Raw genomic sequence first — 23573 nt, 5'->3', positions numbered from 1 at the left:
ATGGCCAAGGCCACCGAAAGCGTCGACCATGACGGCATCCTGCGACAGATTGCCGAGGAAGCGGGGTGGTCGGGACGCTACGCCTTCCTGATCGTCATTTCGGCCGCGATCTCGTTGCTCGGGCTGCTGATGCCCTCGGTCGCGGTGCTGATCGGCGCCATGCTGCTGTCGCCGCTGATGATGCCGATCATCGGGCTGGGCTTCGGCATCGCGACGCTCGACTTCCACGAGATACGCCGCGCGGCGACCGCGTTGATGCTGGGGGCGGCCATCGCGGTGGCGCTGTCGGTCGTGCTGATCCTGCTCTCCCCCGTCCAGACGATCACGAGCGAGATCGCCGGGCGGACGCAGCCGACGCTGTTCGACCTGCTCGTCGCCCTGCTGTCGGCCATCGCAGGCGGCTATGCGCTGATCCGGGGGCGCGGGGGTACGGTCGTCGGCGTGGCGATCGCCATCGCCCTGATGCCGCCGCTGGTGGTGGTCGGGTTCGGCATCGCGACGTGGAACTGGGTGGTCTTTTCTGGCGCGCTGTTGTTGTTCCTCACCAATGCCATCACCATCGCGCTGACCGCCGCACTCGTCGCGCGCTGTTACGGGTTCGGCAGCCACCTGTCGCCGCACCACACCGGGTGGCAGCTCGTGCTGTTCGCGGTCGCCATCGGAGTCCTGTCCATTCCCCTTGGTGCCGGTCTGCGTCGCATTGCGTTCGAGGCGGTCGCCCAGCGGCAGGTACGCGATGCGCTGGGCGAGGATTTTCCCCCGGGCGCGCGGCTGAGCCAGGTCGAGATCGACCATGGCGCGAACCCGGTCCGCGTTCGCGCGGTCATGCTGACGCCGCGGATCGAACCGGGGGCGGATCGCAAGCTCGCGGCGGACCTTCGCCAACGATTGTCGCGGCCGGTCGATGTCCATGTCGACCAGGTCCGCATCTCGCCCGAGACAGGCGCGGTCGAGGCGGCGCAGATCGCGCGGGCGGGCAACGGCGATGCGCTGCGCGTCGCACGCGAGCGCGATCGGGCGATCGCGGACGTTGCGCTGATCGCGGGCATTCCCGTTTCATCGGTGCAGCTGGATTCGACGGAGCGAACGATCCGCGCGACGGCGGCGCCCCTGACGGGGCTTGGCATCGCGGGCTATCGTGATCTGGAACGTCGTGCGGACGCGGTGGTCGCCGATTGGCATGTCAGTCTCAATCCCCCGAACGACGTGGCCTTGCCGGACGTCGGTATCAAATCCGGCGTCATCGACGATCAGACGCTCGGCGACGCAGCCTGGGTATCCGCCCGTTTCGCGCGGGCGGTCGACGTGCTGGGCGGGACCCTGCGTCAGCGCACAGCGATAGCACAGGGTATCGTCGCGCGAGGGGGCAGGGCAGCCCCCGGGCGTGCGGGCGGTCGCCTGCGCCTGATATGGTCGGTCGACACGAACTCATCTCCGGCGGAAACAGGCGAGCACGGCGCATAGCCGCTGCGGCTGCCATATCGCGCGTGACATCCTGACAAGATTGCACGGATGTAATGTTCGAAACAGGCTGCGCCCATCATCCGGGGCCAGAAAGGAGCATCTGCTTCTAACTGAACAAGGACATGGATCGTGGTATTCAAGCGTCGCCTGACTGTACGTCCAATGATCGCTGCCGTCGCGCTTGGCACAACCGCACTCGTCGGCGTTGCGGGCGGGGCGATCGCTGCGGACGACGGTCGCGTGAATATCGCCGACCGGTTCATTGCATCCGGCCCTGCCGCCGTCGCGTCGACCGGTGTGCACGCCTCTTTGTCGGATATGGTCGAGGCCGTGGGACCGAGCGTCGTTCAGATCCAGGTCAAGCCCGCGGCTTTTCACAAGTTGCAATTCGAACCGACACAGTTCGGCTCAGATGATAGCGAACTGGCCGATCGTCTGGGGCAGCTGTTCGGCTTTGGCATGCAGGATCGTCACGGGCAATTCGAAGCGCCGCAGCAGCGGCAAGGCCCGCAGCACGGATCGCTCGGCTCGGGGTTCATCGTCGATGCCTCCGGGATCGTCATCACGAACAACCATGTCGTCAACGGCGCCGACCGCGTCACCGTCCAGATGTCGGACGGACGGGAGTTTTCCGGTCGCGTCCTGGGCCGCGATCCCAAGATCGATGTCGCCGTGGTGAAGATCGACGGGAAGGGCAGGTTCACCCCGATCAAATGGGGTGACAGCGATCATATCCGGGTAGGCGATAGCGTGTTTGCGGTCGGCAGCCCGTTCGGCCTCGGCAATACCGTGACGTCCGGCATCGTGTCTGCCCGCGGCCGTGAGATCGGGGCCGGGCCGTATGACGATTTCCTCCAGGTCGACGCTGCGATCAACAGCGGCAACTCGGGCGGGCCCTTGTTCGATGGGGCAGGCCGGGTCGTCGGCGTGAACACCGCCATGTTCTCGCCGACGGGCGGTAACGTGGGCATCGGCTTTGCGATACCCGCCGCAATGGCGCGCAAGGTCGCGCTTCAGATTGCGCAAAACGGCCACGTGTCGCGGGGGCGGATCGGCGTTTCCTTGCAGGACATGTCACCGGACATCGCGCGTGCGATGGGCTCGGACGTCACCAAGGGCGCGCTTATCGCCGAAGTCGAAGATGGCGGGGCCGCTGCCCGATCCGGCCTGCAGCGCGGCGACGTCGTTCGACGCTTCGGATCCACGCCGGTAGATAACGGGCGCGACCTTGCCCGGGCCGTAGCAGAGGCTCGGATCGGTTCGATCGTCCCGACGCAGGTGGTGCGTGACGGCCGTCAGGTCTCCCTGAACCTGCGCATCGCCAGCGAAACGTCGGGCCAGTCCTGAGCGTGTGGAACCGGGGGGCGGTACACGCGTCCGCTCCCTGAACACCTGAAAAGGATTATCGCGCGCTTGAAGCTGCTCCTGATCGAAGACGATGCACAAACCGCTGAGTATGTCCGCCGCGGGCTGGTCGAACTCGGACACGCGTCGGATCATGCCGCCACCGGCATCGACGGTCTCACGGCCGCTATCGTCGGCAAATACGATGCGATCATTCTGGACCGGAACCTGCCCGGGCTCGACGGACTTTCGGTGCTGAAGTCGCTGCGCGCAAAGGGTGACCAGACGCCGGTGCTGCTTCTGTCCGCGCTGGGGCAGGTGGACGACAGGATCGCAGGGCTTCAGGCCGGCAGCGACGATTACCTCGCCAAGCCTTTTTCGTTCGGCGAACTCGTTGCCCGTCTGGAGGCGATCGTGCGGCGGCGCAGCGATACGCACGCCACGCAAGGTACCCGGCAGACGGGCTCGTTGACGCTCGACCTGCTCGGCCGCACGGCCATGCGCAACGGCAGACGTATCGAACTGCTCAACAAGGAGTATCAGCTGCTCGACTATCTGACCCGCCATGCCGGGCAGGTGGTGACGCGTACGATGCTGATCGAGGCGATCTGGGATTATAACTTCGATCCGGGGACGAATGTCGTCGATGTCCATGTCAGTCGTCTGCGTGCCAAGATCGACGGTCCGGAGGATGTCCCGATGATCAGAACGGTGCGCGGCTCCGGCTATCGACTGGATGCTGTCTGACGATGCGCTTGCCCTCAACGGCCGCCCTGCGCGGCGCGCTCTGGATCACGCTGATCGCACTCATCGCAACGGGGATCGCCCTGAGCGTTCAATATGTCCAGACGATACGCCTGCTCGACGCGCGTGCCCAGGCGGCAGTCGACGACGAGACGGCAGGCCTTATCGAGCGCTATCAGAGTGAGGGGCCATTTGCCGTCGCGCAGTCGGTGTCGCGTGCGGTCGGGCGCCCGCGCGTCACCGACTTCATCTATCTGATGACGGACGCTTCGGGACAGCCGGTTGCGGGCAATCTCGCCAAATGGCCTGACGAGATCGACCGCACCGGGTATCGTACCTTCGAGACCCAGGTCGCGACGACACGCAGCAGGGTGTTCGAACGACAGGTCGCCGCGCGCACGGTGCTTCTCGGCAACGACTATCGACTACTGGTCGGCAGCCTCTCGGACGATCGCCGCCTGCTGCACGACCGCTATGTGTCGGCACTGGCCTGGTCACTGACCGCCACCGGAGTGATCGGCCTGCTTTTCGGCTTCTGGTACAGCCGGCGCGGGCTTGCCTTTCTCGATGCCGCCAGCACTGCCGGCGATCGTTTCCGGGCGGGACATCTTGACGAGCGCTTGCCCGTGACGGGGCGCGGCGACGAATATGACCGGCTTGCAGCGACGCTGAACCATGGCTTCGCGGAGATCGAACGCCTGGTGGATTCGCTACGAACCGCGACGGATGCGCTTGCTCATGACCTGAAGACGCCGCTGACGCGGATCCGGTCTCGGCTCGAGCTTGCGGCTTTGGGCGGGGGTCATAGTGACGCGACATCGGATATGCGCAGCGATCTCGACGCCCTGCTTCGCACGATCGACGATACGCTAAGACTGGCCCGTGCGGAGACGACGATGGCCAGCGAGTTCGGTCCTGTCGATCTGGCCGCAATCGTCATCGAGGCCGTGGAGCTTTTCGAGCCCGTGGCAGATGATCGCGGACTGGATCTGACAATCGAAACGACGCCGGTGACCATAAGGGGCGTTCGTTCGCTGTTGGGGCAGATCGTCGCCAATCTGCTCGACAATGCGATCAAATATACGCCGCCCGGCGGGTCGATCCGCGTGACTCTTGGGCATGAGATCAATGGGTTCACGCTCGTCGTGGCAGATACGGGACCGGGTATACCGGCTGACCAGCGCGAGCATGTCGTGACGCGCTTCGTTCGGCTCGACACGAGCCGGCATTCCGAAGGTTCTGGCCTTGGTCTCAGCATCGCACAGGTCGCGGCCCGCGTTCATGGCGCATCGCTGACATTAACCGACAACGCGCCGGGTCTTCGTGCGGCGGTACACTTCCCGAGGACACAGGAAATCGTCAGTTGAGACGCCGTCAAACATGACAGCTTCATGAACTTATCGCGAGCCAGGACCCAAAACATCTGAGTGATGTTGGTGGCTCAAGGTCGGCGCCGGGTCGTCCTCATGATAGGGGGCTCCCTGGTGGATCAAACCGCTTTCCTGATCGGCTTCAGCGTGATGTCGGTCGCGTCGCTGGCCATATATGCGACAGGTAAGAAGACGCAGCCGTCGGGCCATCATACGCTCCTGCACGCCAGCGTGCCGTTCATCGCGGCGACCGCGTATCTCGCAATGGCCTTTGGCATCGGCACGCTTATCAACAGCGACGGTTCGCTGACATATCTGGCACGCTACGTGGATTGGTCCGTGACGACGCCGATCCTGTTGTCGGGTTTCGTGCTGCTGGCTTTTCACGAGCATGGAAAGACGGGTGAGGTTGGTGGGTATCTGACCTCGGTCATCGTGCTCGATGTCTTGATGATCGTCACGGGGCTGATATCGTCGCTTGCCGCACCATCGATGGCGAAATGGATCTGGTACGGATGGTCCTGCGTCGCGTTTCTGGGCGTCCTGTATCTTCTATGGGGTCCATTGCGGTCACTGGCGCTCAGCCGCGGCGCCGCCTTGGGAACGGCCTATGGCACGAATCTCACCTTCCTGACCGTCATCTGGTTCCTCTATCCGATCGTCTTCCTGATCGGACCGGAAGGTCTGAAACTGATCACCGATCCTGCATCGGTCTGGGCGTTCCTGATCATGGATGTGATCGCCAAGGTCGTCTACGCATTCTACGCGGCAGCCACCCTCGACAAGGCGTTGGCGCAGGATGACGGCGAACGCGGCCACCGGGCATGACACGGCGCGCCCCGGCCCTTGGCTGGGGCTTCCTTCTGGCGGGGGCTTTGGTCGCCTCGTTTTGCGTGCTCACCGTACAGCTCGCGTTCGCAGCCCTTGCTGTCGGGGTCGTTGGCATGGCGCACGGTGCAAGTGATCTCGCTATCGTCGAGCATCGGCGGCGCCCGGCATTCCTGATGCTGTACGTATCTGCACTGTTTGTCTGTCTTATGTGGTGGATCGTCGATCCTGCGATCGCACTCCCTGCATTCCTGCTGGCGTCGGCAGTCCATTTTGGTCTTGAGGATGCTCCCGCGAGCAGGCCGTTCGAAAGGATTGCCCGCGGCATAAGCTTGGTCGCAACGCCTGCGACGCTGCACGCGGCAAGCCTCGCCCGCATTTTAGATCTTGCCGGAGCTCGACAGTCCGGTGCGCCAGCGATTGTCAGCATTTTGGCAGTTGCGGGTGGCGCAGCAGCCGCCTGCCTGGTGATCATCGGCGCGGCGCGCCATGATCGACGTCTTCTGGTCGGAACGACCGCGCTTCTCATTCTGCCCCCGCTCGTCGGGTTCTCGGTCGGGTTTCTGGTGCTGCACGCCGTGCCGCAGACGAAAGAGCGTCGAGATCGGTTACGGTGCGTGACGACAATTGCGTATCTCCGCGCCACGGGCCCGATCCTCGTCCTGGCTGTGTTGCTGGTCGGAATCATGGGCGGAGTGCTGCTGCGGTGGGATCCCTCGGGCGTGCGGTCACTCTTTGCCGGCGTCGCGGCGCTGGCGATGCCGCATCTGCTGGTGACGCCGTATTTCGACAGGGTTGCGCGACGATCCGGGTTGATGGGGCTGCCATGTGCCCACAGGGACGTGGTGCGTGCTCATGTCCTTGAATGACGTCAGGCTGTCGGCAGAGGCCGCGATGTCGTCGAACCAGATGGCAGCATGCCGCCTGATCGTGGCTCAGGCGGGCCAGTGCCTGCGATAGGCGTCGTTGAATGCCGTCAGGTCGTCGGGATCTTCCATGGTCGTCGCTACCCGCTTGGCGTGGCGGTTGGCCCAGTGCTCGATTTCCCGACGCGCAGCCGGCAGGCTTGCGTACATCGCCGCAAGCGTAGCCGTTAGTCGCAACGACACCTCGACCTCTGCAATCCCTTCGCGCAGGATCGGGCCAAAGGCATCGCTGAGCATATCCTCCATGGTCGGCTGGCCGATGTGAACCCGTGGGGAGTCCGGCTCCTTATCGATACGCGCCGCACCGGGGCTCAGCGTCAGGAACACGCGAAGTAAGGCATTGAGAACCTCGATCCCCGTGCCTGGATCATTGGTCGCCGGTGCGAGGGCCCGGCTGGCAATTTCGGACAGCGCGATCAGCCCCAGCCGAGGATCCTGGTCGAACGAGCGATGCCGTTCGATGGTGAACGTCTTGATCAGTTCGCTCCGGATGCCATCGTCGATCTTTCCCGAGACCTGCAGAAGCGTACGAGCGGGATGCATCATCGCGCCAGGCAGGACATCGACATACACCGTCAGGTCATTGCGGTCTGCGATTGTGCCAAGTGCGGTGATGTCGATATGCGTGACATATCCGGTCTGCACCGCGGTGACTGTGACGGCGTCGGCGGGGATGGCGACAGCCGCACGGCCGCCAAGATGAGGGTGCGCAGCAAAATCCTGCATTGCCTGGGTCGCGGCCTCCTCTACGCGGTCGATCACATCGGCCATCCGTCCAAACGCCGTGATATGCCCGATCCAGCGCAGCAGCGTGCCGACCACCAGCAGGATGATCAGCACGGTCGCTGCGAACAGGATGATCCGGCCGTCATGTCCATAGGCGCTGGTGTTCAGGCCAACGATCCCGACCATCGAGAAGACGAAGGCGCCGAGGAAGGTCGACAACGCGTTCTGCGACGTCGGATCGCTGACCATCAGCTGGGTCGCACGCGGCGTCGCCAGCTGCGTTGCGGAGGAGTAGGCGCTGACCATTGCGGTCAACGAAAAGGTCGTGACCGCCAGCATGCTCGAGGCCATGATCTGAAGGATCGTGCCGACAGATTGCTGCCCGATATCGGCATCGAACGTGTACGGCAGATACGGCGTGACAAAAGCGGCGAGGATCGCCAGCGCGACGCTGAGCAGGCTGATGATCGCTGCCCGGAACCAGACCTGCCGGACGATCCGGCTCAAAATCCATGTCCATTGCGTCATTTAGCGCTCCTTCAGCTGGCTGGTAGCCGAATAGCCACGACGACAACAGCGCGGTGATCCGGCGGCTCCGCTCGAACTGTCCGCAGATCATCTGTGCGAAGTAAAACAAGCCCCGCCTCGACCACATTCAGCGACTGGCGCCGGGAAGATCTTACCTCGTGACGGGGCGCCGGAGCGTGACCTCCTACTTAGCGCAGCTGTGTCGGATCGATCACGACGTGACGGATTTTGGTACGGTTATACGTGTAGGTGACGTGGACCAGCCCATCGCGCGTCTGGATTACCGCCGGATAGGCATAGCCGTCGGGTCGCGGCTTGCTCTCGAGCGTCAGAGCGTTGCGCCACCGCACGCCGTCGTCGGACAAACCGATGTTGAGCGGCCAGCGTGCGCCATCGCCCGGCCGCTCGGGTAGATGCGCGCTGTGATTGTAGACGATCAACTGCCGTCCATCGCGCAACGTCACCGCATCGGTACCCGCATTGGGATTGGGCAGGTCGATTGCCGCGATTGGCGACCAGTTGCGCCCAGCGTCGCGTGACCAGCTCATCGCAAGCGCACCCTGCCGCGTCCGCGCCACCAGCTCCAGTCGGCCGTCGCGGTGAAACAGGATGCTCGGCTGGATCGCCTCGATGTGCATCGGTGAGGCCACCGCGTCGCCGACCTGCCAGCTTCTCCCGCGATCGGTGCTCCGCTCGATCCGGATCGACCAGATATTGGCCTCTGCGCTGCCTTCCTCGCGGCTCGACGGCGACACCCAGCTGCCGTCCGGCGCAACGACGGGCTTGTTCTTGATCGGTCCCAACACGCCATCCGGCAGGCGCTGCGGCCGACTCCAATGTCGTCCGCCATCAGTCGAGCGGATGACCATGCCCCACCACGCCCGCGGATTCGGCCCGACCTTGTAGAAGAGATGCAGGGCACCGTTTGCAGGCTGAAACAGCACCGGGTTCCAGGTCGGAAATCGCTGACCGTCCGCCGACACTCCATCAGCGACTGCAACCGGGGTCTCCCAGCGCGTCGCGCCGCGTCGTGCGAACCAGATACGGACGTCAGGCTGGCTTTCGCCGGAACCGCCGAACCAGGCTGCGGCCAGCGTCCGGTCAGGCAGTTCGACGATCGTCGAGGCATGCGCCTGCGGATAGGGCGCATCCGTATATATGAATTCCGACGATATGACCGGCGACCGAAGCGGGGCCGCAGCAGCCGACGGGGTATGGCCGATCCGGGCTTGCGCCGTGGCGCTGACCGCGAGTGCGATTGCCGCGACCTTCACCATCTGCGCCAGAAATGCCCTGAATTTCATCGCTGTACCCCAACAACGTTGCGGGTACGCGTAGACCCGTATTGCGCGAGCCGGATAGCATGGGGTTTCCAACCGAGCCAATGGCGGCTGATGTGCGCGATGGTTCGTATTCGTGGTCTGCCTGACCGTTCGATTCGGGAGCGCAGCGCCCGCGGCACAGTCTAGAAGCGGCGTGGTTCGTGTCCGATCAGGTCGCACGTGCCCCGAAAGCCATAATCACTCATGCCCGTGACCGTGATGCGGCCGCTGCGCCGATCGATCACGAGCCGTGGCTTGTTCAAGCCGTTCAGGCGGTAACTCGCGCGGACCGCATCTGGGCTGACCGACACGTCGGACAAATCCCACCATCCCTGATTGCCACGGGAATTGATCGGCGGGATCAGCGACTTGGGTAGCCGGATACGTCCACCACCTGCCCAGGTCTGTACCATGAGCGAGGCATCGAAGACCTCCTTCCTGGTTTCGGTGTACGTGCCGGACTCATAGCGGTCACGATCACGGTTCCAGTTCCAGGTCGTCCCGCTCGCAAAGCCGGTTTTCGATCCGTCCCCAAAACACACGAGCCCGAGTTCCACGTTTCTGCCGTCAACAACAGGTCCTCCCGAAGGATAGCGATCCTGACCGCCGCCGGACCCAGCTGGCGAGCGTCCATAGGCCAGATCGGGGTCATAGTCGGGACGCGGTCGTGGCGCAGCCTGACCACCATAGCCGGGGTCGGGGCGGAGGTTCGCGGGCTTCCTGCAATCGGGGGAGGTGGTCGGCTGGATGGAATTGTAGCGGCCTTCCATCGTCGCAATGCTCACGCACTGGCGACGATCGGCGTTCCACCAATAGGTATAGACGCGATCGTCGCCTTGCTCGCCCCGGATGTTGACGTAGCCGCGTCGTTGCAATTCCATCTCGGCCTGACCTGCACGGGCGCCTACCATGTCCTCGAGACCCGTGGATTGCGCGTGGGCAATCGTGGGAAATGCCAAGCCCATGACAAGGGCGGTCATAGTCGTGGACAGGCCAGACGGACAACGCATCGCGATTCTCCCGCTCGTTCGAAATCACCTCATCATCAGTTGAACGATTGTATAAAAAGGAGGCGACGGCGTCCATCGCTGTCAACGGCGTTCGGCCCCCTACTGCCGATGCGAATTGCGGAGCGAGAATGCTCGCTTGGACCAAAGAGCCGCTTGGTCGGTGCTGGTCTTCATCACATACGGCAGGACCCGCGATAGTGCGTCTTCGGCAAGCACTAGGGGGCTGACTCTAGCACAAGGCAAGCCGTTGCGATCGACGTCCAGATCGAACATGATGAAGCATGGATTTCATGAAGTGGCTCAATTCGCTCGACGAACTTCTGTACGAAGTGATGAGCTGGGTGGTCTTCTTCCCCCTTACGCTTTGGCAGGCGCTCTTTCGACCGATCCGTACAATGGAGGAGATCGAGCGCGAAGCCGCGCTGCCCGACGATGAACGCTACGCGTCGATACTCAGTCCGCCCCTGTTTCTGGCTCTCACGCTGTTGCTGGGGCACAGTGTCGCTACGGCGTTGGGCCAGACCGACGAAATCATCGCCAATCATCATGGTCTGGCCGACCTGGTCAACGACAATGCCAGCGCCCTGGTCCTCCGCGTCGTCGTTTTCGCGGGTTTCCCACTCTTCCTGGCAGCCCGCATGGTGCGCCAACGCAGGATCAAGCTCGATCGCAATTCCCTGCAGCAGCCATTTTACGCGCAATGTTATCCGGCGGCCGTCTTTGCGCTGGGTCTGAGCGTCGGCAGCAGTTTCGGGATGGACCACCATCAAGCGACGCGCATGGTTGGACATTGGCTCGTCGGATCGAGCATCGTGAACTTCTGGATCGTCGAAACGCGGTGGTTCGCGCAGGTGTTGGGGATCAGCCTGGTGCGCGCGACCTGGAACGTCCTTGTCGGGCTGCTGGAAGGCGCGACATTTCTCATCGCGGTGGGCTTTTTGTTCACCCGCTAGCGCAGACTTAGCAATCAAGGGAGAACCGCCCGCCCCACGCTTGCCAGGCGGTCCTCTAAGACCTGCGAAAGCATGATCACAGAAATGGCGGTTACAGCGCACCTCCCTCGGCCAGCGTCTGGAGCTGATCGGCCATCGCGCCCCAGCCGGCTTCGAAGCCCATCGACCGGTGGCGCTCCCACGCTTCATCGGTCCAATGGCGTGCCGCGGCGGTAAAACGCGTGCCGTCCCCGTCTTGCGCGATCTCGAACAGGCCGACCATGAACGGCCCACTGGGCTGCCAACCCGCTGTAAAAGCATCGGTGAATACGAAGCGGCGATTAGGCTCATAGTCGAGGACTACGCCCTCATTAAGGATCTCCTCACCGTCGGGGCCATGCATGACGACCAGGCTACGGCCTCCGGGGCGCCATTCGATCTCGCGTGCTTCGGCGCGCCACGGTCGCGGACAGAACCACTCCTCGAAGCGGTCGACCATTGTCCGCCAGACATCCTCCACGGGGGCGGCGATGCGGCGCTCGACGCTGAGTTCACGAATATTGCTCATCGTTTCTCTCCTCGGCACAATAGGGTTACGTAGCGCTTCAGGTGCCGCACGCTCTCGCGCGCCGCTTGCGGATCGCCAGTTGCCTTGGCGACGACGAAACCGCCTTGGAGCACCACTTGAAAGTGGAGCGCGAGGCTCGCTGCATCGACGTCGGCAACGCCATGGTCAGCCAGCGCTTCGGCAACGTCGCCTTCGAGCGTGCGCGCATGGCCGACGATTGCCGCCTCAGCAGCGCGCGCAATCGCGGGGTGTGATTGATGCACCTCCTGCGCGAGCGTGCCAGCCAGACAGGTGAAGGCGTCAGTGCCACCGTCGATCAGCGCCTCGCGCAGGTCAAGATAGCCCAACACGCGCGCCAGTGCCGCGGGTGCGCGATGATAGTCCGCATCGGCGAATAGCGGCGTCGTGATTGCCAGCCAGTGGCCGGCGGCGGCCACCCCCAGCGCTTCCTTGGATACGAAATGGTGGAAGAAGGCGCCCTTGGTGACCCCGGCAGCCCCACAAAGCTGGTCGACGCTGGTGGCCGCAAAGCCGTTGCGGCGGATGAGCGTCACGGCTGCGTCCAGCAGCTTGTCGCGAGCGCTATTGGAAGATCCTCGACTCGTCATAGTGTCGGCATACCAACCGGTCGGTATGCCGACAAGGATCGTTAAGACGGTGCTCGGAAGCGATCGTCGCAAAGGTCGGGATTGAAAGTCGGTGCCCCTATCGAATGGTAGGAGCTGAGGGAGGCGAACGCGTCGCGAATGTGCGGGCCCGGGTCCATGCACCCAGCCGTCGGGACTAGTACACAGGTCGTACGATTTCGACCGGGATTGCCTCATACGCTATTCAGCGCGGGTCGCTCTGCCGTTGGGGCCTAGGGCACAAGCAGCCACCCTTATAACTGCGATAACGGCGGCTGCAGTGCGACCTGGAAGCCCATGGCTAAAGGGCACGGAATGATCAGAGTCTATATTTTATAACTCAGGCCAGTGGCGGATAAGCCGTGTACGTTCGGAAACTTCCCCCGATCGACACGGCCTATCCACCCACCGACGGAGCTTACGTCGCCTGGTTCGACGATACCGGCTTGGCGGTGACGTCGAAGCGGTCGGCGTTCATGACCTTGACCCAGGCACGGATAAAGTCGCGCACGAACTTTTCCTCGTGGCCGTTCTCGGCATAGACTTCGGCCGTCGCGCGCAACTGCGAGTTCGAGCCGAAGACCAGGTCGGTGCGGGTCGCCTGCCACTTCTTCTCACGACCACCGCGATCATAGCCGATGAACTTTTCGTCGCTCGACGTGTCGACCAGATCCCAGAACGTGTCATTGTCGAGCAGATTGACGAAGAAGTCGTTCGTCAGCTGCCCCGGACGCTTGGTCAACACGCCGTCGGGCGCATCGCCGAAGTTCGCGCCGAGCACGCGCAGGCCGCCGACCAAGACGGTCATTTCGGGCGCGGACAGACCGAGCAGCGAAGCCTTGTCGAGCAGCAGCTCCTCGGTCTTCACCGGGTGACGCGTCTTCAGGTAGTTGCGGAACCCGTCGGCCTGCGGCTCCATCCAGACGAAGCTTTCGACATCCGTCCACTCCTGCGTCGCATCGCCGCGGCCGCCAAGGAACGGTACTGCCACGTCGTGCCCGGCGTCGCGTGCCGCCTTCTCGACCGCTGCCGAGCCTGCCAGCACGATCGCGTCGGCCAACGACATGCTGCCCCGCAGGTCGTTCAGCTTTGCCAGGACCTGGCTGAGCTGCTCGGGCTCGTTGACCGGCCAGTCCTTCTGCGGCGCGAGCGCGATGCGCGCGCCGTTCGCCCCACCGCGGTGGTCCGACCGGCGATAGCTCGACGCCGATGCCCAGGCGGTCTTGACCAGCTGGCCGATCGTCAGCCCGCTCGACAGCACGGCGTCCTTGAATGCCGCGACGTCAGCGTCCGACGGTACGGTGCCTTCGGGGACCGGATCCTGCCAGATCAGCGTCTCTTCGGGAACCTCGGGCCCAAGGTACCGGACCCGTGGCCCCATGTCGCGGTGCGTCAGCTTGAACCACGCGCGTGCGAACGCGTCGTCGAGCGCCGCCTGGTCGTCCCGGAAGCGCAGCGCGATCTCGCGGAACTCGGGGTCCACCTTCAACGCCATGTCCGCGGTGGTCATCATCGTCGGCACACGCTTGTTTGGGTCGCGCGCGTCGGGGGCCATGTCCTCCGGTTCCGGGTTGACCGGCTGCCACTGCTTCGCACCGGCCGGGCTTTCGGTCAGCTCATAATCATATTTGAACAGCAGGCGGAGATAGTCGCCGGTCCACTTGGTCGGGTTGTTCGACCACGCGCCCTCGATGCCCGAGGTCGTGATATGGCCCTGGCCGATCTCCTCGCTGTCGGTCAGCCAGCCGAGGCCCTGCATGTGGACCGATTCCGAAGACGGGGCCTTGAAATGCGGTGCGGCCTTGGCGCCGTGCGCCTTGCCGAAGGCATGACCGCCGGCGGTCAGCGCCACGGTTTCCTCGGAATTCATCGCCATCCGCTGGAACGTCGCTTTCATGTCGCGTGCGGACATGAGCGCGTCGGGCTCACCGCCCGGACCCTCCGGATTGACGTAGATCAGCCCCATCTGGATCGCGGCGAGAGGCCCTTCGAGCTCGGGCATGTCCTCGCTGATACGCGTCTGCGCACCCTCGTTGACCCAGATCTCCTCGGCGCCCCAGAAGGTATCGCCCTCGGAGGCGAAGACGTCTTTACGGCCGCCGGCAAAGCCGAACACCGGTCCGCCCATGCTCTCGATCGCGACGTTGCCGGCGAGGATGAACAGGTCGGCCCAGCTGATGTTCTTGCCGTATTTCTGCTTGAGCGGCCACAACAGGCGACGGGCCTTGTCGAGGTTGCCGTTATCGGGCCACGAGTTGAGCGGCTCGAAGCGCTGCTGACCCGACGACGACCCGCCACGGCCGTCGGTCACCCGGTAGGTGCCGGCGGCATGCCATGCCATGCGGATCATGAACGGGCCATAATGACCATAGTCGGCAGGCCACCAGGCCTTGCTGTCGGTCATCAGCGCCGTCAGGTCCGCCTTGAGCGCTGCATAGTCGAGCTGCTTGAACGACGCGGCATAGTCAAACTCGTCGCCCATCGGGTCGGGAGAGACGCCGTGCTGATGCAGCATGTCGATCGGCAGCGCGTCGGGCCACCAGTCCTTGTTCGTGCGACCGAGGAGCGAGCGGGCCTTAACCTCGCCGCCACCCTGGGGGGCCATTGGGCAACCGCTTGCCTTAGGCTGTTCGTAATCGGCCATCTTGGCGTCCTCTCCTAATGAGTTTTACCATCGTGCTGGTAAAATGCCGGATCACGGGTACATTTGTCCAATCGATTATACGGACGACAGCTATCATCGCACTCGATCACAGAGGGTCGTGAGCGTGTCGTCTGACGGCGCGTACATTCGCGATGATCCGGGTCGTCATCATCGTCAGGCCGACAGACCTCGCGGCAACTGATATGATCAAGGTGTCGCCAAACTTACATTTACTGCGCTTAGAGGATGGGCGTCTTTAGTCTGGTTCAGAGTTTTTCGTCGTGACCGCGCCCCAAGTCCGCCCGATAGATCGTTGGTTCGTCGGCCTCGAAAAGCGCGGCGTGTTCGCAGACCCGACCAGCCGTGAGGGACGGAACTTCGTCTATCGCCGCAGCACGGCGGGTGCATCGCTGCAACGTGACCTGCTCGTTCCGGCGTGGATCGAGAGCGCAAGACCGGGCGCGGGCGATCCCCAACCCGCACGACCCGATCAATCCGCAATACGACCCGGCAACGCCTTCGGCACCGGCCCCGATGCAAGGACCTCTGTAATGAAAATCGCGTTCTACAATTTCCTGGGCGGCACGGCGTTTGCTGGCGCGATGCTCGCGGTCTGCAGCACGCCCGCTGCGGCGCAGGAGGCGCGCAACGTCATCCTCTTCCTCGGCGATGCGGGTGGCCTGTCGACGCTCGGCGCCGCTGGCATCCTGGCGCACGACCGGCCGCAATCGCTGTTCATCCAGTCGATGCCCAACGTCGCGCTGTCGGATACGTCCGCGCTCGATCGATGGGTGACCGATTCCGCGGCCGGGATGACCGCGATCATGACGGGGAACAAGACGAACAACGCGATGGTGTCGACGACGCCTTTCGGACCGGGCGGCCGCGCGATGCCGGTCAAGACCCTTCTCGAATATGCCGAGCAGCGCGGGCTGTCGACGGGTGTCGTCACCAACATGAACATCTGGGACGCGACCCCGGCCGCGACCTTTGCGCATGTCGCCGCGCGCGCGGACAAGGGCGAGATATTCCGCCAGATGCTCAAGCCCCGCTTCGGCGACGGCGTCGATATCCTGATCGGCAAGGGCCGTGCCGACGCCGTCGCGACATTCGCCGGCCCGGGCACGAGCGCCGAACAGGCGTTCAGGACCGCCGGCTACCGCTTCGGCGAGGATCCCGCGCTGGTCGGCCAAGCACCCCGGACCGCGGTGCTGCGCGATGCCGACTTCGCGCCGCTTCCCGCCGTGGAGGCGACCGTCGCACAGCTCGCCCGCAACCCGAAGGGCTATTTCCTAATGGTCGAATGGGACATGCACACCGACGATCCCAAGGCGGGCCTGCGGCATGTCGTCGAGATGGACGACATGATCCGCCGGATCAGCGCGGTTGCCGGCAAGGACACGCTGATCCTGTTCACCGCGGACCACAGCTTCGGCCTGCGGATGACCGGCGGCAAGCGCACGACGCCGCTCGCGACGCAATATGATCCCGATGCGAAGTCGGTGATCAGCGTCGAACCCGGCCATACCGGCGAAGAGGTCGTCGTCGCGGCGAGCGGCCCCGGTGCGGACAAGGTCCGGGGTTTCATGCCCAACACGCGGCTCTTCGACATCATGCTGTCGGCATTTGGCTGGAAGAAGGACAAATGATCAGCCCTCAACCTGCCTGACGGCCTTATTCGTTCCCGGATCGCGACGCGTATGACGAAGGACTAGAGGCCGAAAGCGGTCAGCCCAACGATGAATGAATGTACGAAGCTGGGGCGTGGGGTGAGGGCGCGCGTGATGTCCGGCAATGCGTCGTCATACCTTATCCTCACCTCTGCAGCCGGCCCGAGCTGTCCTGCAACAGCCAGAAACGGGTATATCGTTGCAGGCGCGGGAGAATGATCCACTGCAGGGTCGCGGTGAGCAGCAGGGACGAGGGCAAGAGTTGCAGCGGCAGTGGTGCGTCCTTCAACACCGTACGAACCATCATGCTGATGAGGAGGAGGACCGGGAACACCGTCAGCCATGTCGTCACGAACCGCTTCCACTTGCTGGCACTCGCATCGCTCGGCAGCTCGAAGGTGACGCCGTCGCCAGTTTCGAGCTGGCGGAGCGCCGTGGAGAAGCGGTCCGCGACAGCGACGTGCGCGCGCATCCTGGGGTCGTCATGCCATGTATCGGCTGCGGCGCGATCGTCGAAGCGAAAGAGCAGGTGCTGAAAACCGGCGGTCTGACCGAGCCGGATCGCAGCCCGATACCCCGGCGCCGCACGGGCGTGCCGGTTCAGTTCCTCCACCCAGCGTTCGAAATCCTGCTCATGGCCGGCACGAATGGCCCGGCTGGTGATGATCGTGGCGGTCTGGTCAGGATCGATTGGCATAATGGCGAGAACAGACGAGGCGGCCGGTACGTTGCGCGGCCGCTTCGTGCATTTCGCCCGTGTTGACCCGCATCAGGACAGGCCTGTCAGTTTCAGCGCCTGATAGATCGTATAGCGCGTCACCGGACCGCCACGGGCCGCCGTGAGACCAGAAGCACTGCACGCGGCGATCAGCGCGCCAATCGTCGGGCGACCGTCACGATCGCCGCCGTCGCGGCGATAGGCGGTGATCGCATCCTGGATGCACCGGATCACCGGTTCATTCCGTTCATAAGCCCGGGCGCGGCGATCGCCATGCCGGAGCGCCATATCTGCAATGCCATCCATCATCGTCGACGGTCGATAACCGATTATCGCGACGGGATCATCATCGTCCGACACAAGGCCGGGACGTGTGGCCCGTGCCATGATCAGAACGGCGTTGAAGGTTTCCGCGCGACTTTATAATGGCACCGGACCGGTTACTTCGGTCACCTCGCGCCCGGCAATTGTGCCCGGCAGCCCGCATGCAGGCAGAGCGTCAGGGTCTTACGTCACAATGAATTATCGCCATTCCTTCCATGCGGGCAACAGTGCCGATGTCGTGAAGCACAGCTTGCTGATCGCGCTCGTGCGGGCCCTGCAGCAGAAACCGGGCGCGCTGACGCTGATCGACACGCATGCCGGCTGCGGGCTGTACGACCTCGACGGCGAGGACGCGCAACGCACCGGCGAGTCCCTGCAGGGTGTGCTGCGGGCCTTTGCCGACCCGAACCCGTTGCTGGACGACTACCGCGCCGCCGTGCAGGCTGTGAATTCCGGGACCGAGCCGCAATTCTACCCCGGCTCGCCGCGGATCCTCGCGCAGCTTCTGCGCCCGCAGGATTTGCTGATCCTGAACGAGAAGCACCCCGAGGATGCCTATACCCTGCGCGGGGTGATGCGCGGCACGCCCGCTGCGGTGCACGAGCGCGACGCCTATGAGCTTTGGCTGGCGATGCTGCCGCCCCGGACCGCGCGTGGCGTGGTGGTGGTCGACCCGCCGTACGAGCAGCCCGATGACCGCGACCGTATCACCGCGACCCTCGCCGCCGCGCACCGCAAATGGGCGCATGGCGTGACGGTGATCTGGTATCCCCTGAAGGACCGCGCCACGCATACGCGGTGGACGGGGCAGTTGCGCAGGCTTGGTATCCCCAAAGTGCTGGGGGTGGAGCATTGGCTGTACGATGCCGATCAGTCTGGCATCTACAACGGCGCGGGCCTGTATATCGTCAACCCGCCCTACGCCTTCACGCAGGCGCTGTCGCCTATGCTCGAAGCGCTGCGCGCGGTGCTGGCGCCGGAGGGGCATAGCGGCGAGATCACCGCCGCGTGGTTGGGCGATTAGCGTAAACCCGCATCGCCCCGCTCTGCCCGGCTGCAAACGGCCGGGCCGCCAATCTCAAAAGACCGGACGTTCTGACAAGCAATTCGCATCGTCGAGAGCGGCCGTCCGTTCAGTACGATCATTCCCGATTCTCCAGCTCCGGTCGGCGATTTCGGGAAGATCTATTGGAACCAGTAATCCGTGCCGCCGGGGGGCGCCAATTTGCTGACGGTTCCGAAGCCGGCCTCAGGTTTGTCGTTGCCGAAGCGCGGGGGTTACGATCGTACGGCGAGATCGTTATAGGCCCGTAATGAAGATCGCTGTAATTTCGGACATTCACGGGAATGTCGCTGCCCTCGACGCAGTTCTCGGCGACATCGCCACCCGGCACGCGGATCAGATCGTGAACCTCGGGGACATCTGCTCAGGGGGCCTGTTCCCGCGGGAAACAGCCGATCGACTGATGCCTCTGGGATTGCCGACGATACGCGGCAATCACGAACGTCAGATCTCGGAGCAGCCTCGCGAGCGCATGGGACTGTCCGATCGCCACGCCTTCGACCAGCTGAGCGCTGAACAGCGTGCGTGGCTGACAGCATTGCCCACGACCATGCGCCTGTCCAAAGATGTGCTGCTTGTTCATGGCACGCCGGACAGCGACCTGAGGTATTTTCTAGAGACGGTGACGGAGGCGGGGCTTCGTCAGGCCACTCGCGAGGAAGTTCGACACCGTGCGGGAACTGTCGATGCGGCCGTGATCCTCTGCGGCCATACGCATCTCCAGCGGGTGATGACACTCGACGACGGGCGCATCGTCATAAATCCGGGAAGCGTCGGCCTTCCGGCATATGACGATGACCGACCCCACGCTCACCTAGTCGAAAGCGGATCGCCGCATGCGCGCTATGCCGTCTTGTCGAACGAAGGTGATGGCTGGGTAGTAGAGTTTCTGTCCGTCGATTATGATTGGGAACAAGCGGCCCGTGATGCCGAGGCGAATGCCCGTACCGACTGGTCCAGACCTTTGCGAACCGGTCGGGTCTAGCACGAGGGTATCGTATTTCTCGATGCGAAGTGCGTTTCGGGAAACCGTGTCGCTTCTCGAAATCCGGTCCTTTAGGGAACGGCATCAGCGCCGAGCCTCCCGAAAGCCAATTTTTCTTAGTCGCCGACCAAGCGTCACGTGTGAGCTCGACGCCATCAACGTTACCGGCATCATCGTCAGGCAGCGTATGCGCCGCCGGGTTATTGGTCGCGTCTTGAAGCCTGGCACCGAAGACATATTGCAGGGTCGGGTCCGTTGCCGGGGATGCGTGTTGGGTCCATAGTTTTATCCCTTGCTGCCTTGTGGGAACTTACTAGCATTCATTTGCGGCATCGACGTATCTGGCCGTCAATGCTTTGAATTGGCTGAGAACTTTGTACGTAAACACGTCAAAAATCATGACATATGCGTTCGACGGCATGAGCACGGCGCTACGGGAATAATTGCGATGATGGTTGCGGCGGCAAACCGATAAGCAACATTCGCTAGGCAAGATTTCGAAAATATGGTGTGGATACGGCGACGTCGAGGAATGCCACGGCAATCATCGACCGTACGTCTTGATCGAGGAATCCAATGCGCGCGTCAGTGTTACAGGCGTCCGCTGCGGTCGGAACCGCCCTGCGCGGCAAGCATCCGAGCGCCCCGATGCCTGCTCGCCAAAGCAGCGCGCCGACACCGAGGGGCCGCTCCGCGTTGCGAACCGCCACGTGCGACATTCACGAACGCCGGCATCCTCATCCCGCGCTTTCGCGTCGGGCGGCAAGCACGACCGACCGGGACGAATATCGTCAGATTCTCGGCCACACATACGGTTTTCATTCCGTCGACGAACCTATGCCCAGTGTTGGCGGTGGACTGACCGGCTGCCTTGTCAGGAACCTGCCCGAACCAGGACTGAGTGCCGGTGAATGGAGCGGTTGTGTCGTCGGGCCGGACACCAACCTACCCGACGCTGCCGTGCAGGACCGCCTTGCTGCAGCGGCGGTCTCGATGTTTGCGGCGTATGAGAAATGGATGTCGGCATGACGAAGCAGTTGGACGGTGCCGTCGATCTGACCAACTGCGATCGCGAGCCGATCCATATTCCCGGCTCGATCCTCCCCCATGGTGCGATGCTCGTGGTCGATCCTGCAACGATGCTGGTTGAGCAGGTCGCAGGCGACACCCTCGGCCTGTTCGGCAGGGATGCGGCGTCGCTGACCGGGCAGGGCCTGGCGGACTTGTTGAATGCCGAGCAGCTTCAGCGGCTTCGCGAGCTGCTGCAAAGCTCCAGCCTCGCGCGCCCGCGTCACCTGCTGGATCCGTTGCTGCGGGTCGTCCCCGACCGCGCGATCGATGCCAGCGTCCATCTGAGCGATGGCGCGCTGGTGATCGAGGTCGAGGATGCCGACCTGAGCGACCGTCATGCCGTCGATCCGCTCGCCTGTGTCCAGGAAATGTTCGACGGACTTGGCGACGCTCCCGATCTCCAGGCCTATTGCCAACTGGCTGCCGAGCGGGTGCGGGCGGTCGCGGGCTACGACCGGGTGATGGTCTATCGCTTCATGCCCGACGATTCAGGCTGGGTGTTCGCCGAAGCCCGGCACGACGACATCACGCCATTCCTCGATCTGCACTACCCCGCGTCGGATATCCCGAAACAGGCCCGCACGCTGTACTTGACCAGCTGGCTGCGTCTGATCACCGAAGTCGATTACACGCCCGCGCCGCTGCTGCCGTCGATCAATCCGCGCAGCGGCCTGCCGCTCGACATGAGCCACGCGACCCTGCGTGACGTTTCGCCGATCCACCGGGAATATCTGCGCAACATGGGCGTCGACGCCTCGATGTCGATCTCGATCATCTTCGAAGGCAGGCTTTGGGGGCTGATCGCCTGTCACCATCATACGCCGCGCCGCCTGCCGCGTCATCTCCGCGGCGTCTGCGAACTGTTCGGATCGATGTTCTCGCTGCAACTCGAAGTGCGGCTGCGCGCCGAGCAGCTCGAGGCCCGGTTGCTGTCCCGCAAGGCGCTGTCCGGCATCATGCACGCGCTGGCGAGCGAGGACGATTACGGTGCCGGGCTGGTCGCGCAGCAGCAGCAGCTGCTCGACTACATAGAAGCGGGTGGTCTTGCGCTGCGGGTGGGGCAGACCCGTGGCGGTGTCGCCATCCGGGTCAACAGCGGCATTACCGCGTTGGGCAATACGCCCGATGACGACCAGATTGGCGCCCTGACGGACTGGCTGACCCTGCGCATGGGCACGTTCGAAGGGGTGTATGCCACGGATCGGCTGGGCGAAGACTATCCGCCGGCCAAGGCCTATGCGGAGATCGCCTCCGGGTTGCTTGCCGTGTCCGTCTCGCGCGAACCGCGCGACTTCGTGCTGTGGTTCAGGCCCGAGGTCGTCGAGACCGTGCAATGGGGCGGCGATCCGAACAAGCCCATGGAGGTCGGTCCGAACGGCATCCGGCTGACGCCGCGGAAATCCTTCGAGGCATGGACCGAGACCGTGCGCGGCCGGTCGACCCCCTGGTCGCCGTCCGACAACGATGCCGCGTTCGACCTGCGGGTGTCGCTGCTGGAGGTCGTCCTGCGGCGGATCGATGCTGCCGCACGCGAACGGTTGCGCGCCTGGCAGCAGGAACAATTGCTGATGGCCGAACTCGACCACCGGGTGAAGAACACCTTGGCCAGCATTCAGGCGATGGTGGCGCAGACGAGCCGGAGTGCGTCCTCGCTTGCTGCTTTCACGCACGGGCTCGACCGGCGGATCCGGTCGATGTCGCGCGCGCACAGTCTGCTGACGCAAAGCCGGTGGGAAGGCGTGTCGCTCGACGTGCTGATCCAGCAAGAATTGGACGCGTATCGGGCGGAGCATGCGAACGTCACGATCAGCGGTCCAGATGTGATGCTTCTCCCCAAAGCAGCACTGGCACTGTCGTTGGCGATCCATGAGCTTGCCACCAACGCCGGCAAATACGGGGCCTTGTCGGCCGCCGGCGGTCATGTCGACATTCGCTGGCAGTTTGACCCGCACGCTGGACTGGAGCTGCGATGGCAGGAAAGCGGCGGTCCTCCGGTCAGCAAGCCCACACGGCGCGGTTTCGGATCGATCCTGATCGAGCGGGCCTTGTCGCTCGAAACTGGCGGATCTTCGACCCTGACGTTCGACCCGGGCGGGGTGGCGTGCGCGATCGTCATGCCCGCGTCGGTGGCGCAGTCTGGCGGCACCGCCTCCCACGCCTCTATCGCCCATGATGCTCCTGCGAAAGTCACCGACATTCCTACCGACAACCCGCCGCGCATCCTGATCGTTGAAGATTCAGCCATGGTGCTGATGCTCATCGAGGATGTGGTCATCGATCTGGGCTGGGACATCGTCGGTCCCGCGATGCGGCTTCCGGAAGCTTTGAAGCTTTCGCGCGAGGCGGCGATCGATGCCGCTCTGATCGACGTCAATCTCGATGGTGAAATGTCGTGGGATGCTGCTGCCATCCTGCAAGATCGCAAGATCCCGTTCGTCTTCACCACCGGCTACGACAGCGCCACCGTCCTGCCGGAGCGGTTCGCCGGCCATCCCGTCCTCAACAAGCCGTTCTCGGCCGAAGACGTTGGACGCACGTTGCAAACCTTGTTGAGCCGGCACTGAGCGTGCCGCGGGTGAATGCCGGGCAGCGTAGACTGATCGACCATGCCTGGCCGCGACCGGTTGCGGACGTTCGTTCATGCTTGGCGACACCGTTGAAAAATGGCTGGCATCCAACGATGATCAACTGCGGTTCCTGCGATTGCTCT

19 protein-coding genes are annotated in these 23573 nt (G+C 63.7%); 11 read left to right on the top strand and 8 right to left on the bottom strand.

Going from position 1 to position 23573, the window contains the following annotated elements; translation table 11 throughout:
- The 6 genes from IFS44_RS10960 to IFS44_RS10935 all read left to right on the top strand — a co-directional run bounded on the left by IFS44_RS10960 (window position 1) and on the right by IFS44_RS10935 (window position 6619).
- Window positions 1-1464: a DUF389 domain-containing protein gene (locus IFS44_RS10960; protein WP_192098477.1), complete on the top strand. Its 1464-nt coding sequence runs from the start codon at window positions 1-3 to the stop codon at window positions 1462-1464.
- A 162-nt stretch (window positions 1465-1626) separates the two neighbouring features.
- A complete protein-coding gene (locus tag IFS44_RS10955) occupies window positions 1627-2811 on the top strand; it encodes a trypsin-like peptidase domain-containing protein (RefSeq protein ID WP_192098476.1) in 1185 nt (394 codons plus the stop codon).
- A 66-nt stretch (window positions 2812-2877) separates the two neighbouring features.
- On the top strand, window positions 2878-3555 hold the full coding sequence (locus IFS44_RS10950; protein WP_031438913.1) for a winged helix-turn-helix domain-containing protein: 678 nt from the start codon (window positions 2878-2880) through the stop codon (window positions 3553-3555).
- Between the two features lie 2 nt (window positions 3556-3557).
- Entirely contained in the window at window positions 3558-4919 is a 1362-nt protein-coding gene (locus tag IFS44_RS10945; protein ID WP_192098475.1) for a sensor histidine kinase, read from the top strand.
- 63 nt (window positions 4920-4982) lie between these two features.
- Complete coding sequence (locus IFS44_RS10940) at window positions 4983-5750, top strand: bacteriorhodopsin (RefSeq protein ID WP_244650228.1); 768 nt, start codon at window positions 4983-4985, stop codon at window positions 5748-5750.
- A complete protein-coding gene (locus IFS44_RS10935) occupies window positions 5747-6619 on the top strand; it encodes a Brp/Blh family beta-carotene 15,15'-dioxygenase (protein ID WP_192098473.1) in 873 nt (290 codons plus the stop codon). Before IFS44_RS10940 ends, IFS44_RS10935 begins: the two co-directional genes overlap by 4 nt.
- 66 nt (window positions 6620-6685) lie before the next feature.
- Here IFS44_RS10935 and IFS44_RS10930 read toward each other — a convergent pair whose 3' ends face one another.
- The 3 genes from IFS44_RS10930 to IFS44_RS10920 all read right to left on the bottom strand — a co-directional run bounded on the left by IFS44_RS10930 (window position 6686) and on the right by IFS44_RS10920 (window position 10232).
- Window positions 6686-7930, bottom strand: coding sequence for a DUF2254 domain-containing protein (locus IFS44_RS10930; protein WP_192098472.1), 1245 nt, complete (start codon window positions 7928-7930; stop codon window positions 6686-6688).
- A gap of 188 nt (window positions 7931-8118) precedes the next feature.
- A complete protein-coding gene (locus IFS44_RS10925) occupies window positions 8119-9234 on the bottom strand; it encodes a sialidase family protein (RefSeq protein ID WP_192098471.1) in 1116 nt (371 codons plus the stop codon).
- 161 nt (window positions 9235-9395) lie between these two features.
- Entirely contained in the window at window positions 9396-10232 is an 837-nt protein-coding gene (locus IFS44_RS10920) for a hypothetical protein (protein WP_192098470.1), read from the bottom strand.
- Window positions 10233-10543: 311 nt separating this feature from the next.
- Here IFS44_RS10920 and IFS44_RS10915 point away from each other — a divergent pair, with 311 nt between their 5' ends.
- Window positions 10544-11215 (top strand): hypothetical protein, encoded by a 672-nt coding sequence (locus IFS44_RS10915; protein ID WP_031393621.1) that lies wholly within the window; start codon window positions 10544-10546, stop codon window positions 11213-11215.
- A 91-nt stretch (window positions 11216-11306) separates the two neighbouring features.
- On the opposite strand, the gene IFS44_RS10910 is transcribed toward IFS44_RS10915, so the two are convergent.
- The 3 genes from IFS44_RS10910 to katG form a co-directional block, all read right to left on the bottom strand.
- Window positions 11307-11762: an SRPBCC domain-containing protein gene (locus tag IFS44_RS10910; RefSeq protein WP_031393620.1), complete on the bottom strand. Its 456-nt coding sequence runs from the start codon at window positions 11760-11762 to the stop codon at window positions 11307-11309.
- Window positions 11759-12370: a TetR/AcrR family transcriptional regulator gene (locus IFS44_RS10905; protein ID WP_031438922.1), complete on the bottom strand. Its 612-nt coding sequence runs from the start codon at window positions 12368-12370 to the stop codon at window positions 11759-11761. Before IFS44_RS10905 ends, IFS44_RS10910 begins: the two co-directional genes overlap by 4 nt.
- A 436-nt stretch (window positions 12371-12806) precedes the next feature.
- Entirely contained in the window at window positions 12807-14993 is a 2187-nt protein-coding gene (katG, locus tag IFS44_RS10900; protein ID WP_244650196.1) for a catalase/peroxidase HPI, read from the bottom strand.
- A gap of 320 nt (window positions 14994-15313) precedes the next feature.
- Between katG and IFS44_RS10895 the strand changes: the two genes are divergently transcribed.
- Entirely contained in the window at window positions 15314-16681 is a 1368-nt protein-coding gene (locus IFS44_RS10895) for an alkaline phosphatase (protein ID WP_342366408.1), read from the top strand.
- A gap of 166 nt (window positions 16682-16847) precedes the next feature.
- Here the strand turns inward: IFS44_RS10895 and IFS44_RS10890 are convergent, their stop codons facing one another.
- A complete protein-coding gene (locus tag IFS44_RS10890) occupies window positions 16848-17399 on the bottom strand; it encodes a hypothetical protein (protein WP_031393616.1) in 552 nt (183 codons plus the stop codon).
- A gap of 72 nt (window positions 17400-17471) precedes the next feature.
- Window positions 17472-17729 carry a hypothetical protein gene (locus IFS44_RS10885; protein ID WP_192098468.1) on the bottom strand — a complete coding sequence of 86 codons (258 nt, stop codon included), beginning with the start codon at window positions 17727-17729 and terminating at the stop codon, window positions 17472-17474.
- Between the two features lie 208 nt (window positions 17730-17937).
- On the opposite strand from IFS44_RS10885, the gene IFS44_RS10880 reads away from it, so the two are divergent.
- From IFS44_RS10880 to IFS44_RS10870, 3 genes are all read left to right on the top strand, one after another.
- Window positions 17938-18768: a 23S rRNA (adenine(2030)-N(6))-methyltransferase RlmJ gene (locus IFS44_RS10880; protein WP_192098648.1), complete on the top strand. Its 831-nt coding sequence runs from the start codon at window positions 17938-17940 to the stop codon at window positions 18766-18768.
- Between the two features lie 289 nt (window positions 18769-19057).
- Entirely contained in the window at window positions 19058-19792 is a 735-nt protein-coding gene (locus IFS44_RS10875) for a metallophosphoesterase family protein (protein WP_192098467.1), read from the top strand.
- Window positions 19793-20817: 1025 nt separating this feature from the next.
- Window positions 20818-23427, top strand: a complete 2610-nt coding sequence (locus tag IFS44_RS10870; protein ID WP_192098466.1) for an HWE histidine kinase domain-containing protein — start codon at window positions 20818-20820, stop codon at window positions 23425-23427.
- The last annotated feature ends 146 nt before the right edge of the window (window positions 23428-23573 follow it).

This window comes from Sphingomonas sp. CFBP 13706 (genome assembly GCF_014842355.1).
GTDB classification, from domain to species: Bacteria; Pseudomonadota; Alphaproteobacteria; order Sphingomonadales; family Sphingomonadaceae; genus Sphingomonas; species Sphingomonas aerolata.
This window is presented reverse-complemented; position numbering and strand designations above follow the sequence as displayed.